Annotated in this window: 14 protein-coding genes and 1 pseudogene; 11 read left to right on the forward strand and 4 right to left on the reverse strand. The window is 37.3% G+C overall.

The genetic code is table 11. The features are described from left to right. Positions 1 to 90: 90 nt before the first annotated feature. The 4 genes from M1G05_RS02570 to nrdH all read right to left on the reverse strand — a co-directional run bounded on the left by M1G05_RS02570 (position 91) and on the right by nrdH (position 4,616). Entirely contained in the window at positions 91 to 858 is a 768-nt protein-coding gene (locus M1G05_RS02570; protein ID WP_247953019.1) for a DeoR/GlpR family DNA-binding transcription regulator, read from the reverse strand. A gap of 148 nt (positions 859 to 1,006) precedes the next feature. Then, positions 1,007 to 1,969: a class 1b ribonucleoside-diphosphate reductase subunit beta gene (gene nrdF / locus M1G05_RS02575; RefSeq protein ID WP_084926379.1), complete on the reverse strand. Its 963-nt coding sequence runs from the start codon at positions 1,967 to 1,969 to the stop codon at positions 1,007 to 1,009. A gap of 188 nt (positions 1,970 to 2,157) precedes the next feature. Beyond that, complete coding sequence (nrdE, locus tag M1G05_RS02580; RefSeq protein ID WP_033686900.1) at positions 2,158 to 4,317, reverse strand: class 1b ribonucleoside-diphosphate reductase subunit alpha; 2,160 nt, start codon at positions 4,315 to 4,317, stop codon at positions 2,158 to 2,160. A gap of 80 nt (positions 4,318 to 4,397) precedes the next feature. Next, positions 4,398 to 4,616 (reverse strand): glutaredoxin-like protein NrdH, encoded by a 219-nt coding sequence (gene nrdH, locus M1G05_RS02585; RefSeq protein WP_000259240.1) that lies wholly within the window; start codon positions 4,614 to 4,616, stop codon positions 4,398 to 4,400. Between the two features lie 350 nt (positions 4,617 to 4,966). On the opposite strand from nrdH, the gene M1G05_RS02590 reads away from it, so the two are divergent. The 11 genes and pseudogenes from M1G05_RS02590 to M1G05_RS02640 all read left to right on the forward strand — a co-directional run bounded on the left by M1G05_RS02590 (position 4,967) and on the right by M1G05_RS02640 (position 15,564). Then, positions 4,967 to 5,230, forward strand: coding sequence for a phosphocarrier protein HPr (locus M1G05_RS02590; RefSeq protein ID WP_000146947.1), 264 nt, complete (start codon positions 4,967 to 4,969; stop codon positions 5,228 to 5,230). Between the two features lie 5 nt (positions 5,231 to 5,235). Beyond that, the gene (ptsP, locus tag M1G05_RS02595; RefSeq protein WP_004241506.1) at positions 5,236 to 6,969 is read left to right on the forward strand and encodes a phosphoenolpyruvate--protein phosphotransferase; all 1,734 of its coding nucleotides are present in this window, start codon (positions 5,236 to 5,238) and stop codon (positions 6,967 to 6,969) included. Positions 6,970 to 7,102: 133 nt separating this feature from the next. Beyond that, complete coding sequence (locus M1G05_RS02600; protein ID WP_000031476.1) at positions 7,103 to 7,597, forward strand: YkgJ family cysteine cluster protein; 495 nt, start codon at positions 7,103 to 7,105, stop codon at positions 7,595 to 7,597. Positions 7,598 to 7,653: 56 nt separating this feature from the next. After that, positions 7,654 to 8,196 carry a ClbS/DfsB family four-helix bundle protein gene (locus M1G05_RS02605; protein ID WP_247953020.1) on the forward strand — a complete coding sequence of 181 codons (543 nt, stop codon included), beginning with the start codon at positions 7,654 to 7,656 and terminating at the stop codon, positions 8,194 to 8,196. Between the two features lie 278 nt (positions 8,197 to 8,474). After that, positions 8,475 to 8,958 (forward strand): annotated as a pseudogene (locus M1G05_RS02610) (hypothetical protein). A 222-nt stretch (positions 8,959 to 9,180) separates the two neighbouring features. Further along, entirely contained in the window at positions 9,181 to 10,263 is a 1,083-nt protein-coding gene (locus M1G05_RS02615) for a hypothetical protein (RefSeq protein WP_247953021.1), read from the forward strand. 1 nt (position 10,264) lies between these two features. Further along, complete coding sequence (locus M1G05_RS02620) at positions 10,265 to 12,373, forward strand: AAA family ATPase (protein WP_247953022.1); 2,109 nt, start codon at positions 10,265 to 10,267, stop codon at positions 12,371 to 12,373. A gap of 28 nt (positions 12,374 to 12,401) precedes the next feature. Then, positions 12,402 to 13,094: a pyrimidine 5'-nucleotidase PynA gene (pynA, locus tag M1G05_RS02625; RefSeq protein WP_023948175.1), complete on the forward strand. Its 693-nt coding sequence runs from the start codon at positions 12,402 to 12,404 to the stop codon at positions 13,092 to 13,094. A 61-nt stretch (positions 13,095 to 13,155) separates the two neighbouring features. After that, positions 13,156 to 13,809, forward strand: a complete 654-nt coding sequence (locus M1G05_RS02630; protein ID WP_000401338.1) for a uracil-DNA glycosylase — start codon at positions 13,156 to 13,158, stop codon at positions 13,807 to 13,809. 9 nt (positions 13,810 to 13,818) lie between these two features. After that, positions 13,819 to 14,283 (forward strand): NUDIX hydrolase, encoded by a 465-nt coding sequence (locus tag M1G05_RS02635; RefSeq protein ID WP_001135768.1) that lies wholly within the window; start codon positions 13,819 to 13,821, stop codon positions 14,281 to 14,283. 12 nt (positions 14,284 to 14,295) lie between these two features. Beyond that, entirely contained in the window at positions 14,296 to 15,564 is a 1,269-nt protein-coding gene (locus tag M1G05_RS02640; protein WP_247953023.1) for a dihydroorotase, read from the forward strand. Positions 15,565 to 15,570: the final 6 nt, after the last annotated feature.

Genomic DNA, 15,570 nt, shown 5'->3' on the forward strand with positions numbered 1-15,570 from the left:
TCTTTGTAAAAATCTTCATCAAAAAATGCGTCATATCAAGATTTTTATTTTCTTGATATGACGCATTTTATATTTTATCAATCCTCAGTCTTATGGTTTAGAAAGAATAATTTTTGTTTGTTTTGAAAGTTGTTCAAACGTTTCTTTGCTCAGTTTAGAATCTGAAACGATGGTATCAATATCAGAGATATTGTAGAAGGTATAGAAATCAAATTTATTGAACTTACTATGGTCAGCTAGTAAGTATTTTTTATTGGAATTATTGAGGGCTATGCGTTGAGATTCACCTTCCTCTTCACTAAAGGTCGCAATCGCATTGTCCTGAATACCATTACAGCTAACGAAGGCTTTAGAAAATTGCAAATTGGCCAAGTTTTGCAAGGTTAGTGTTCCGACAAAGGCTCCAGTGATAGAGCGATAGTTTCCACCTATTAAAATCAAATCTGTTAGTTTTCGTTCGTTTAAGATGAGAAAGACTGGTAAACTGTTTGTTACAACACGAATATTATCAATTGGAAGTTCACGGGCAAAAGATTCCAAGGTTGTCCCTGGACCAATAAAAATGGTTTCACCCTCATCAATTAAATGGCCTGCAAAACGGCTGATTTCTTGTTTTTCTGCAATCTGTAAGCTTTGTTTTTCAATATTGGAACGTTCATTGTTTAAAATAGAACCTGTGCGAATTTTCTCAGCTCCACCGTGAACCCGAACAAGTAGATCCTTGTCTGCCAACTCTTGCAAGTAGCGTCTAGCAGTCATATCTGATACATCCAAGCGAGTCATAATTTCTTTTACAGTGATAGTTCCTTTGGTGTTCACTGTTTCTAGAATACTATCTAATTTTTCTTGTTTCAGCATCCTTTTCACCTCGATTTCTACTATTATTATCTTACCACAAAACACTCAATCAATCAAATAGAAAAAAACAAAAGAAAACAAAAACAAAAATATCATGGTTGTTTTAAACAAACCATGATATTTGTTATTGCTTATAAAATAGATAACATTAGTCTAAACCGTAGTTGTAATCATCGTCTTGCATGGCTTCAACTTCACCAAGTAGGTAACCATTTCCGACTTGAGAGAAGAAGTCGTGGTTAGATGTTCCTGTTGAAATACCGTTCATGACGATTGGATTGACATCATCTGCTGAGTCTGGGAAAAGTGGATCTTGTCCCAGGTTCATGAGTGCCTTGTTAGCATTGTAGCGAAGGAAGGTTTTGACTTCTTCCGTCCAACCAACACCGTCATAGAGGCTCTCTGTATAACCTTCTTCATTCTCGTAAAGAGTATAGAGCAGATCGTACATCCATTCTTTGAGTTTTTCTTGCTCATCTTCAGGTAATTCATTGAAACCGAGCTGGAATTTATATCCAATGTAGGTTCCGTGAACAGATTCATCACGAATAATCAATTTAATGATTTCCGCAACGTTGGCTAGTTTGTTGTTGCCGAGATAGTAGAGGGGAGTAAAGAAACCAGAGTAGAAGAGGAAGGTTTCGAGGAAGACGCTGGCAACTTTCTTTTCAAGTGGGGTACCGTTTAGGTAGATTTCGTTGACAATCTCAGCCTTCTTTTGTAGGTAAGGATTGGTATTGGTCCATTCGAAAATTTCTTCAATTTCAGCCTTAGTATTCAAGGTAGAAAAGATTGATGAGTAAGATTTAGCGTGGACAGATTCCATAAATTGGATGTTATTGAAAACAGCTTCCTCATGGGGTGTACGGATGTCTGCGCGAAGGGCTTGAACCCCAGTTTCAGATTGCATAGTGTCGAGAAGGGTTAAACCACCAAAGACTTTTCCAACTAAGTCTTTTTCCTTGTTTGATAGTTTTCTCCAGTCGTCTAGGTCATTTGACAAGGGAATACGTGTATCAAGCCAGAATTGCTCCGTCAGTTTTTCCCAAGTTGATTTGTCGATGACATCTTCGATGGCATTCCAGTTAATGGCTTTGTAGTAAGTTTCCATTTGAAATCTCTTTCTGTGTTTAGTATTGCGAACTCACAATTATTTCTATTTTATCATAATTCTAGAGGAGTATCGCACAAAAAGTCGGAGGACCGACTTTTTAGTTTTTCATAGTATAGATGCTTATTCTAGTTTAGCAGGGTGAATGAATCACTTATCTGAGAAAAAGTAGTTTTCTCAAGGAAAGATTAAATCACACAGCTTTCACATTGGTTGGCACCGACTTCTCCACCATCATCTGTAAAGGTACGGACGTAGTAGATAGACTTGATACCCTTGTTAAAGGCATAGTTACGAAGGATTGACAAGTCACGTGTCGTTTGTTTGTTTTCTTTCTTCCATTCGTAAAGACCTTTTGGAATGTCACTACGCATGAAGAGGGTGAGTGATAGTCCTTGGTCCACGTGCTCAGTTGCAGCAGCATAGACATCAATCACCTTACGCATATCCATGTCGTAGGCAGAAGTGTAGTAAGGAATGGTTTCTGTTGACAAGCCAGCAGCAGGATAGTAGATTTTACCGATTTTCTTTTCTTGACGTTCTTCGATACGTTGTGTAATCGGATGGATAGAAGCAGAAACGTCGTTGATGTAACTGATAGAACCATTTGGCGCTACAGCAAGGCGGTTTTGGTGGTAAAGACCATCTGCTTGAACCTTGTCGCGAAGTTCAGCCCAATCAGCAGCACTTGGGATAAAGACATCTTTGAAGAGTTCCTTAACACGGTCTGATTTTGGAACAAACTCGCCAGTTACATACTTGTCAAAGTAGCTTCCGTTAGCATAGTCTGATTTTTCAAAGTTATGGAAGGTAATACCACGTTCACGCGCGATATTGTTTGATTCTACCAAGGTCCAGTAGTTCATAAGCATAAAGTAGATGCTTGTAAATTCAACAGACTCAGGCGATCCATATTCAATCAATTGTTGGGCAAGGTAGCTGTGAAGTCCCATGGCACCGAGACCAAAGGTGTGGGCTTGGCTATTTCCATGGTCGATAGTAGGAACAGCTACGATGTGCGAACTATCTGTAACGAAAGTAAGGGCACGAACCATAGCACGGATAGAACGACCAAAATCAGGTGAGGTCATCATGTTAACCACGTTGGTTGAACCAAGGTTACATGAAACGTCCGTTCCCATTTGAAGGAATTCTTGAGCATCGTTGATCAAGCTTGGTTCTTGAACTTGAAGAATTTCAGAACACAAGTTACTCATGATAATCTTACCATCAACAGGATTTGCACGGTTAGCCGTATCAATGTTGACTACATAAGGGTAGCCAGATTCTTGTTGCAATTTAGAGATTTCAGTTTCCAAATCACGCGCCTTGATTTTTGTCTTGCGGATATTTGGATTTGCGACTAGCTCATCGTATTTTTCAGTGATGTCGATGTAGTTAAATGGCACACCGTATTCAAGCTCTACAGAATAAGGGCTGAAGAGGTACATTTCTTCATTTTTACGTGCTAATTCGTAGAATTTATCGGGCACCACAACACCAAGTGAAAGGGTCTTAACACGAACTTTTTCATCGGCGTTTTCTTTCTTAGTGGAAAGGAAGGCGATAATATCTGGGTGGAAAACGTTGAGGTAGACAACACCGGCACCTTGACGTTGTCCCAATTGGTTTGAGTAAGAGAAGCTATCTTCGAAAAGCTTCATAACTGGAACGACGCCAGAAGCTGCTCCTTCATAGCCTTTGATAGGTGCACCAGCTTCACGAAGGTTGCTGAGAGTAATTCCCACACCACCACCGATACGTGAAAGTTGAAGAGCTGAGTTGATAGAACGTCCGATAGAGTTCATATCATCAGTTACTTGGATCAGGAAACATGATACCAATTCACCACGACGAGCGCGTCCAGCATTCAAGAAGGAAGGAGTAGCAGGTTGGTAGCGTTGGTGGATGATTTCATTGGCAATATCGATTGCAACAGCTTCATTGCCATCAGCGAAATAAAGGGCGTTAAAGAAGACGCGGTCTTCCATACTTTCAAGATAATATTCACCGTCGTTTGTCTTCAAGGCATATTGATTGTAAAATTTATAAGCTGCCATGAAAGACTTGAATTGGAAATTTTGATCTTTGATAAATTGAGACAATTCTTCCAAAAATTCTGGACGGTATTTCTTGATAAAGGCTGTTTCGATGTAGTTGTGTTCAATGAGGTAGTTGATTTTATCCTTGATTGAATCAAAAACCATAGTGTTTGGAACTACATTTTCTTTAAAGAAGGCATCCAAGGCTTCCTTATCTTTATGAAGCATGATTTGTCCATTGACAGGACGGTTGATTTCGTTATTGAGACGGAAGTAAGTCACGTCTTCAAGATGTTTTAATCCCATAAAATTTCCCTTATCTAATTACAAAAGAAAGGCTTCTAAGTTAGCCCTAGAAGCAGTTTCTTCTGGATGATGTACTAAGATTATGCTAATTGTTTCAGTTTTCCTGGTTGGAAACCTGAAAAGACTTCAGTTGGTGTTTGGATAACAGGAGCTGCGCTGAAACCGAGCTCTTTAACTTGATCGATGTACTCAGGTTGCTCATCAAGATTGATTTCACGATAAGCGACATTATTACTGTCCAAGAAACGTTTAGTCATCTTACATTGGACACAGTTGTTTTTAGAATAAACGGTTACCATTGTGTAACTCCTCTTTCAAAATAGATTACTTTCTTAGTATATCAGAAAATAAATTTTTGTCAATGATTTGAAACTAAATATAGTGGTCTATTTTTCTACTAAAGGTTGCAAAACACAATATGTAGTGTTTGTTTTATGAAATAGTGATAATTATCCTAGAAGTAGTTTTTTGGAAAACTATATCCTGTGTTTTGTTATCTAGAATAGAAGATTTTCAGCAAGTTATCTGAAAGGAAATCGAATAAATCCCATAAAATGCTTGAAAAAAATCCTAGAAGATGATATAATACCAAATTGTAAGGGTTATCACATATAACTCAAAAAAGAAAGAACAAAAGGAGAGTCAAACTATGGCTTCTAAAGATTTCCACGTAGTGGCAGAAACAGGTATTCACGCACGTCCAGCAACATTGTTGGTACAAACTGCAAGCAAATTTGCTTCAGATATCACTCTTGAGTACAAAGGTAAATCAGTTAACCTTAAATCAATCATGGGTGTTATGAGTCTTGGTGTTGGCCAAGGTGCTGATGTAACTATCTCAGCTGAAGGTGCAGATGCAGATGACGCTATCGCTGCAATCTCAGAAACAATGGAAAAAGAAGGATTGGCATAAGGAAAATGACAGAAATGCTTAAAGGAATCGCAGCATCTGACGGTGTTGCAGTTGCAAAAGCATATCTACTCGTTCAACCGGATTTGTCATTCGAGACTGTTTCAGTCGAAGATACAAACGCAGAAGAGGCTCGTTTGGATGTAGCTCTTGAAGCTTCTCAAAACGAGCTTTCTCTTATCCGTGAGAAAGCTGTAGGTACGCTTGGTGAAGAAGCGGCTCAAGTTTTTGACGCTCATTTGATGGTTCTTGCTGACCCAGAATTGATTGGTCAGATTAAAGAAACAATCCGTGCTAAGAAAGTCAATGCAGAAGCAGGTCTTAAAGAAGTGACTGACATGTTCATCACTATCTTTGAAGGCATGGAAGACAACCCATATATGCAAGAACGTGCAGCGGATATCCGCGACGTGACAAAACGTGTATTGGCAAACCTTCTTGGTAAGAAATTGCCAAACCCAGCTTCTATCAATGAAGAAGTAATTGTGATTGCGCATGACTTGACACCATCTGATACAGCTCAATTGGACAAAAACTTTGTAAAAGCTTTTGTAACAAATATCGGTGGACGTACAAGCCACTCAGCTATCATGGCACGTACACTTGAAATTGCAGCTGTATTGGGAACAAATAACATCACTGAAGTAGTGAAAGACGGTGATATCCTTGCCGTTAACGGAATTACTGGTGAAGTGATTATCAACCCAACAGATGAACAAGCGGCAGAATTTAAAGCAGCTGGTGAAGCTTATGCTAAACAAAAAGCTGAATGGGCCCTTTTGAAAGATGCTCAAACAGTGACTGCTGACGGTAAACACTTCGAGTTGGCTGCTAACATCGGTACTCCAAAAGACGTTGAAGGTGTTAACAACAACGGTGCAGAAGCGGTTGGACTTTACCGTACAGAGTTCTTGTACATGGATTCTCAAGACTTCCCAACTGAAGATGAGCAGTATGAAGCATACAAGGCTGTTCTTGAGGGAATGAATGGTAAACCAGTGGTTGTTCGTACAATGGATATTGGTGGAGATAAGGAACTTCCTTACTTCGATATGCCACATGAAATGAACCCATTCCTTGGATTCCGTGCCCTTCGTATCTCTATTTCTGAAACTGGAGATGCAATGTTCCGTACACAAATCCGTGCTCTTCTTCGTGCTTCTGTTCATGGTCAATTGCGTATCATGTTCCCAATGGTTGCTCTTTTGAAAGAATTCCGTGCAGCTAAAGCAGTTTATGAAGAAGAAAAGGCAAACCTTCTTGCTGAAGGTGTTGCAGTTGCGGATGATATCCAAGTTGGTATCATGATTGAAATCCCTGCAGCAGCGATGCTTGCAGACCAATTTGCAAAAGAAGTAGACTTCATGTCAATTGGAACAAACGACTTGATCCAATACTCAATGGCAGCAGACCGTATGAACGAGCAAGTTTCATACCTTTACCAACCATATAACCCATCAATCCTTCGCTTGATCAACAACGTTATCAAGGCAGCTCACGCTGAAGGTAAATGGGCTGGTATGTGTGGTGAGATGGCTGGTGACCAAAAAGCTGTTCCACTTCTTGTCGGAATGGGCTTGGATGAGTTCTCTATGTCAGCAACATCAGTCCTTCGTACACGTAGCTTGATGAAGAAATTGGACACTGCTAAGATGGAAGAGTACGCTAACCGTGCCCTTACAGAGTGTTCAACAATGGAAGAAGTCCTTGAACTTCAAAAAGAATACGTTAACTTTGATTAATCGAAAAGTCCTTGCAACTTAGTTGCAAGGTTTTTTGATGTATGTTGAAAAAGTATGGTCTAATAAAGTCCACTTTTCAATGCTCCAGAGGCATGGTATAATAGAGGGAAGTAATTAGAATAAGAGAGAAACCATGTCTAAAGAAATTGATATTGAATATTACCACCAGCTAGCCTTGCAAAAGCAGAAGGAACATCGTAAAGTTTTAGCTAATCTAAAGAAAAAGCCGCCAAAAAATCTAGACAAGATTGCCCAGCAGATTCACCAAGAAGTTTTTGCGGAGATTGATTGCACTGCCTGTGCTAACTGTTGTAAGACTTTAGGGCCAGACTTTAAAGAGGCAGACATCACCCGTATTGCTAAGTATTTTAAGATGAAATTGCCGGCCTTTGAAGCAGAATTTCTGCAGGTGGATGAAGATGGCGATAAGGTTTTTAAATCCATGCCTTGTCCCTTTCTAGGAGGAGATAATCTCTGTTCCATCTATGATGTTCGTCCCAAGGCCTGCCGAGAGTTCCCCCATACAGATCGCAAAAAGATCCATCAAATCAACCATTTGACGATTAAGAATACTTTGACCTGTCCAGCAGCCTATCTCTTTGTTGAGAAATTAAAGGATAAGTTATAGAGATTTAAAGGATAAAAAATTTCTAATAATAACTAACAATATGAAGGGAGAACTCTGTGCCTAGACCGAAAACAAAAGAGGAGCTAATGCTGGCCTCTAAGGAAAACTATGAAAAGCTCAATCGTTTCATCTCCCAACTAAGTGAAGATGAGCTACAGACTCCATTTGATTTTTCAAGAGACCCAAAGAAAAAAGAAGCTCACTGGAAAAGGGATAAAAATCTAAGAGATGTTCTGATCCATCTTTATGAATGGCATCAGTTACTTTTGACTTGGGTACATTCTAATCAAGAAGGTCACGAAAGGCCTTTTCTACCTGAACCTTATAATTGGAAAACTTATGGAGAAATGAATATCGCTTTTTGGAAGAAGCACCAGAAAACCTCCTTAGAAGAAGCGACTAGACTCCTAGAACAATCACATAGGGAGGTTTTAGAGTTGATAGAAGTTTTTAGCAATGATGAACTCTTTACCAAAGGTATCTATAAGTGGACGGGAGGGACAAGTCTAGGTTCCTACTTTGTCAGTAGTACGTCAAGCCACTATGATTGGGCTCTGAAAAAACTCAAAGCTCATCGGAAGAATTGTAAGTGTCATTAGTTCAAGTGACAATGAAACTTAGGAAAGGTTTTTCTAAGTTTCGAATAGCTTTTTTTCCTTGTCTTTGAGCAATTCTAGCTTTAGAATCCTTCAAAAATTAAAATTTAAGGCAATCATAGAATTAGAATAGCTCTGAAACATTTATTTTAATGCAATTCCAGATTTAGGATTACATTTATATTAAAGTCGTTGAGCTGTTCGATGCTTAGAATGCCTTGATTCTGAGAAATGTTAACTATAAACTGGTTCGAATGGTTTTTTCTGATATAGGATGATAGATAGATAAAATACAAAAAGAGAAAGTTAGAAAAGAGTTTGTATTCCTCTGCTTGGGAGAGCTTGCAGCCGTCCTATCCTTTTGGTTATGTTTTTTCCTTTTGAAAAATCGGCTTGGTGATTGGAATGATTTGATCTCTATTCTTTATCCTTTGTCTTTACTGACATTTATATTGCTTCAAGGTTCAATCTATTGGGCGATTTTGATTAGAAGACTCTCGAAACTCCAGTTCGGAAGTGGAAGTGTGAACAAACTATATGTTGGTTTCAGAATACTAGACCTTATTTTACTTATTTCAGGCTTTCCTTTTATTGTCTGGAATACCCAGAGTATCCAAGTGGCTATTATAGCCACACTAATACAGCTTTTTGCCCTTATCGAATGGGTTAGTTACTACCTCGTACGCCTATCTTATAGCTTGAATCCACTTGTTTTATGGTAAGGGAAAACTTGAAAAGAGCAGAATAGCCAAGGAGTTGGGGTAAGGGAGTGTAGTATTGGAAATTTTCAGTTCTTTCAACAATGCTAACTTCATATTTTTATTTATGCTATAATGTTCTTGATAAAACTTATAAAGTGAACTCAATGTTCAATAAATTTCTACTATTCGAAATTTGTCAAAGTTAAATGATGCATTGCATTTTATTTTATTTATTCATAACTGAAATTGCTAGCAATCAAGTTATAATAAAATTGGAGGAAATTAAATGATACAGATTGAAAAGTTTGATCCGGATTACGTGAGAGATTGGTGCGAATCTATATATGTACAAATGAATTTCCCTCAGAAATATAGAGGTGAAGGAACTTTTAAAAAGGACATTTCAAAGTGGATTAGGAAGTATTTAGTCATTGAAGGGATTAATTGGAGTGCAGGCGATAATGTACTTTTAGAATTGATGCGACTTGAATATGAAGATTTATATAAAATATTTAAATGGTTTTTGAATGCTAAAAAAATAGATAGAAAAGATTGGATTTTTCATCCCGAATATAATGGGCTTTATTATTTCCAAAATTTTGACTCATTTTTAGTATCGTCCTATAATTTTATAACAAAAGAGATTAGATATTCTAGAGTAAAGAATTCCAGTTTCATTGTTTGTCCCTATTGTAATAGGAATTTTATCAATTCTACAATGAAAGTATACAAGTGCGAAGAATGTCATGATAATTCTGCTGATATTTTTGAGTATTTTTCTGATGAAATATATTTAAAAAGAGAATGCCCAGAAGGTCATGAAATAAATGAGAAACATATTGAGTTGCTAAATTCATGTCAATTAGATCATTTTTGGTCAAAAATTAATTATCCATTGTTATCAGTCTGTTTTTATAATTTGGTACCTTGTTGTGCTTCTTGCAATTACACTAAATTGACGAGTGAGTTTAGTATTTCCCCTTATGATTCAAGTATTGAGGTGGATGAACTTTTTAGGTTTAATTATGATTTGAAATCTATTCATCAACCTAGAATTTTTATTGAGAGGCAAAAATCAGAAAAATTTGATTTACTTAATAAAGATTTCAAAAATCTTGGTTTAATAGAGTTATACCAAGTTCATTCGGATATAATTGAAGAATTGTTGTGGAAAAAAGAATATTATTCTGAAACTTATAGAGAAAGAATTAAATCATTGTTTAAAGAACATGAGGTAAAAGGGTTTACAGATAGTGAAATCAATCGATTTATAACTGGCGCATATACTGATTCTAATGAGTATGGGAAGCGTCCTCTATCTAAATTCGTAACAGATATAAGTAGAAATATCGGATTAATAGGTGAATAATATGGAGTTAATAGGATTAATAGTTAAAAAATATAACAATATTTCATGGAATGAACCAATTATTTTCAATTCTAACTATACAATAGAGTGGAAAAATCAACATTTAAAAATTAACAAGGTTGAGGATTCAGTTCCAAATTTTTATGGAAACAGTATAAGGAATATAACCGCAATAGTTGGGAATAATGGTGTTGGTAAGACAACTATTTTGGATTTGATTGGATGTACCAAAGAGGAGAGAAAATATCATGCTTTAGATTCTTCTTACTGTTTAATTTTTGGGGATAGCAATGTTTTATTGGAAATGTTTAATTTTGATATAGAAAGTATTGAAATCGATAGCCATATAGAGCAAATAAACAAATTTAAATACACAGGTATTTATAAATCAGGTACAGTAGAGGATGGTCAGATAGACAATATGTATTATTTTCAATCTTCAAAAATACTAAGAGGTTACGAAGATTATAATGGTTTAATTAAACGACGATATGGAAATAGTAAACAGTTCTCTCTAAAGGATGCAAAATCCAAGTTTGATGCTTATGAACTACTTGTTGATAAAGAATTCATTTCAAACAGTTCTAATTATAAATGGGAAATAAGAATAAATACTTTTGAAAAGACTTTAGATGATTTAATTGATTACTGTTTTAGAAAAGTACTTCCCTTGGATTGGAATCCTGAATATGATTTTAAAGAGTTTATTTCGGAATTTTTATTTAAAGACAGTATTTATAATACAAATGATAGAGAGCATAATTTGTATTTTGAGAATTTTTTTGACTTAGGTGATACCATTAAAGAATCGGTTGAGCTATATGACTTCGCTAAACAGAGAAATTATAACAACATTGATGAAGCACTAAAAGATGAAGAATTTCAAAAAAGATTCAAGAGACTAAGCATAGAATTTAAACGCTTTGTAGTATTTAACAGATTTGGATTTATATTTAAGGGATTTTTTGGTAGAGTCTCTTTTGAAGAATTCTTAGAAAAAGGGTTAGCTTTATCTTTCAATGAGTTGCAGATTCTAAATGTTCTTGCTGATACATATATGTATATTCGAGATTTATATTTCCCAAATTATAATAAGGTATATAATGCAGATGACATAGTAGCTAATTGGGAAATTCTTTTTGAAGATATAACTATTTTTTTTACTCAACTTTTAGACAAAGATTTTGTGAGGGAAGATGACGGAGAATTTGTTGGAGAACACCTACCTTATAATAAATGTAGAGATTTGGGTGTAGAACCTAGCAATGATATTATTGAATATATTAATTTTACAGCTAGGTTTTTAAGAGAGTTTTATCAGATTAATGATAATCTCAAATCAATTGATGCTCAAAGCTGTATTGTAAAAATAGATTTTGAAGATCAATCAGTTAAAGATTTTATAGATGAATTAAGAACTACTATTGATATTACAGAGAGAAGGAAAATAGATTTAATAAATGAACGAGGTGAGACAAACTGGTTTCAAGTTAGGGAGGTTACTTCAAAAGGTGAGAAGAACCTACTTGATTTGGTTGCTTTGATAAAAACTAGATCATTTGAAGGTAATTATATAATTCTTGTAGATGAAATTGAAGAAGGCCTTCATTTAGAATGGTCTAGACGTTTAATAAATTTTTTAATCAATGAATTTAATAAAGTTTCAGATGCAAAAATTCAATTTATTTTTACTACACATTCTCCTTTTATGTTATCTGATATCAAGAATGGAAATGTTATTTGTTTAGTAAAAGATGAAGAGGATGTGAAAGTAGAATTAATGAGGAATACATTTGCTAAGAATATACAGGAAATAATGCATGATGATATGTTTATTAAGGATATCTATGGTGAATTTGCAATTTCTAAAATAAACAACATTATCAAAGAACTTGATCCTCTGCAAGACATAAACAACCATGTAAGCTATTTAACTAAGGAAAACCTACTATCAGAGATTGATATGATTTCAGAGCCGTTACTAAGAAATAAATTATACGAAATGTACGAAAAGAAGTTTCAAGAAAGTACGATTGAAAACAGAATTAAACAACTAAAATCGGAGTTAGAAAAATTAGAAGAAGAGAAAAGTAACAATTTATTAAGTTAAAAATTATTTAGAAAGGAAAACTCTCAAATTGTCCTACAAATTTCTACTTTTCGACCTTGACCACACTCTTCTTGATTTTGATGCTGCTGAGGATGTGGCTTTGACGCAACTTCTAAAAGAAGAAGGGGTTGCAGATATTCAGGCCTACAAAGACTTTTACGTTCCCATGAACAAGGCTCTCTGGAAGGATTTGGAGCAAAAGAAAATTAGTAAACAAGAGCTGGTTAACACGCGCTTTTCTCGTTTATTTTCTCATTTTGGACTGGAGAAAGATGGTAGTTTTCTAGCCCAACGTTACCAATTTTACTTAGCCCAACAGGGACAAACGATTTCTGGCGCTCATGAACTCTTGGACAGCCTCATCGAGCGTGATTATGACTTGTATGCTGCGACAAATGGCATTACTGCCATTCAGACAGGGCGTTTGGCTCAATCTGGTCTGGCACCTTATTTCAATCAAGTCTTTATCTCTGAACAGCTGCAAACACAAAAGCCGGATGCTCTTTTTTATGAAAAAATTGGTCAACAGATTGCAGGTTTTAGCAAAGAAAAGACGCTGATGATTGGAGACTCTCTAACCGCCGACATTCAAGGTGGCAATAATGCTGGGATTGATACTATTTGGTACAATCCTCATCAACTCGAAAATCCCACACAAGCCCAGCCAACCTACGAAGTCCATTCTTACCGAGACTTGCTGGATTGTTTAGATAAACTGTAAAAAGTGGTTTAGACAGCCACTTTTTGCTATAATAGAGGCAGTAAAAACGAAGGAGTCGGCTATGGAACACTCGTCTTGGCATGCTTTGATTAAGGAGCAATTACCTGAGGGTTATTTCGGGAAAATCAATCAGTTTATGAATCAGGTCTATGCTCAGGGGACTATTTATCCACCCAAGGAAAAGGTTTTTCAGGCTCTCTTGACAACACCGCTTGAAGAAGTTAAGGTGGTGATTCTAGGGCAAGATCCCTATCACGGGCCAGGTCAAGCGCAGGGCTTGAGTTTTTCTGTACCGGACTCTATCCCAGCTCCACCATCCTTGCAAAATATCTTGAAAGAATTGTCAGATGATATCGGGGTTAAGAAATCTCATGATTTGACAGCTTGGGCTGAGCAAGGAGTCTTACTTCTTAATGCTTGTTTGACAGTTCCGGCTGGACGGGCTAATGGTCATGCTGGGCAGATATGGGAGCCTTTTACGGATGCTGTGATTCAGGTGGTCAATCATCTAGATAGACAAGTCGTTTTTGTACTCTGGGGAGCTTATGCACGCAAGAAGAAGGCCTTAGTTACCAATCCTCATCACTTGATTATCGAATCAGCCCATCCCAGTCCTTTGTCAGTTTATAGAGGATTTTGGGGTTCCAAGCCTTTTTCCAAGGCCAATGCATTCTTAAAAGAAACAGGACAAGAGCCAATCGATTGGCTTAGATAAGGAGAAAATATGCCTCAGTTAGCGACGATTTGCTACATTGATAACGGGAAAGAACTGCTTATGCTCCACCGTAATAAGAAGCCAAATGATGTTCATGAAGGAAAATGGATTGGTGTGGGTGGTAAGCTAGAGCGAGGAGAGACACCTCAGGAATGCGCGGCGCGTGAAATCCTTGAGGAAACAGGGCTCAAAGCCAAGCCAGTTCTAAAAGGTGTCATCACTTTTCCTGAATTTACACCAGATTTAGACTGGTACACCTATGTTTTTAAGGTGACGGAGTTCGAGGGGGATTTGATTGACTGCAATGAGGGGACGCTGGAATGGGTTCCTTATGATGAGGTTTTGAGCAAGCCGACTTGGGAAGGTGACCATACCTTTGTTGAGTGGCTTTTAGAGGACAAACCCTTCTTTTCAGCTAAGTTTGTTTATGATGGGGATAAATTGTTGGATACCCAAGTTGATTTTTATGAATAAAGGAGAAAGCAGATGCTACTAATCAAAAATGGTCGTGTAATGGATCCCAAGTCTGGTTTGGATCAAGTGTGTGATGTCTTGGTTGAAGATGGAAAGATTATCAAAATTGCGCCTGAAATTAAAGAAGAAGGCGCAGAAATCCTGGATGCCACAGGTCTTGTAGTTGCTCCTGGCTTGGTTGATATCCATGTTCATTTTCGTGAACCTGGTCAGACCCACAAGGAAGACATCCATACTGGTGCCCTAGCAGCCGCTGCAGGTGGTTTTACCACGGTTGTCATGATGGCTAATACTAGTCCAACCATTTCAGACGTGGAGACTTTGCAAGAAGTTCTCCAGTCAGCTGCCAAAGAGAAGATTAATGTTAAGACGGTTGCGACCATTACTAAGAATTTTAATGGGCAAGATTTGACTGACTTTAAAGCACTCTTAGAAGCTGGAGCTGTTGGTTTTTCTGATGACGGTATTCCGCTTGAGAGCAGTAAAGTTGTCAAGGAAGCCATGGAGGAAGCTAAAAAGCTTAATACCTTTATTAGTCTTCATGAGGAAGATCCAGGTTTGAACGGTGTTCTTGGCTTTAATGAAAATATCGCTAAAGAACATTTCCATATCTGCGGTGCGACTGGGGTGGCTGAGTACGCTATGATGGCGCGTGATGTCATGATTGCCTATGCAACTAAGGCTCATGTCCATATTCAGCATTTGTCTAAGGAAGAAAGTGTCAAAGTAGTTGAGTTTGCTCAAGGGCTAGGCGCGCAAGTCACAGCAGAAGTAGCGCCACAGCATTTCTCTAAGACAGAAGCACTTCTTTTGACACAAGGTAGCAATGCTAAGATGAATCCACCGCTTCGCTTGGAATCAGACCGTCGTGCGGTGATTGAAGGTCTCAAGTCAGGCGTCATCACAGTTATCGCGACTGACCATGCGCCTCACCATGCGGATGAAAAAAATGTCGAAGATATTACCAAAGCGCCATCTGGTATGACTGGTTTGGAAACATCTCTTTCTCTAGGTTTAACTTATTTGGTGGAAGCTGGGGAGTTGAGTTTGATGGAATTACTCGAAAAAATGACATACAATCCAGCAAAACTATATAACTTTGAAGCAGGCTACCTAGCTGAAAATGGTCCTGCTGATATTACTATTTTTGATGCCAAGGCTGACCGTCTTGTTGATTCACATTTTGCTTCTAAAGCAGCCAATTCACCATTTATCGGTGAAAACTTAAAAGGGCAGGTCAAATATACCATCTGTAAAGGACAAATTGTCTATGAAAACTAGTTGGAA

It is taken from the genome of Streptococcus mitis (assembly GCF_023109515.1).
Classification (GTDB): domain Bacteria; phylum Bacillota; class Bacilli; order Lactobacillales; family Streptococcaceae; genus Streptococcus; species Streptococcus mitis_CS.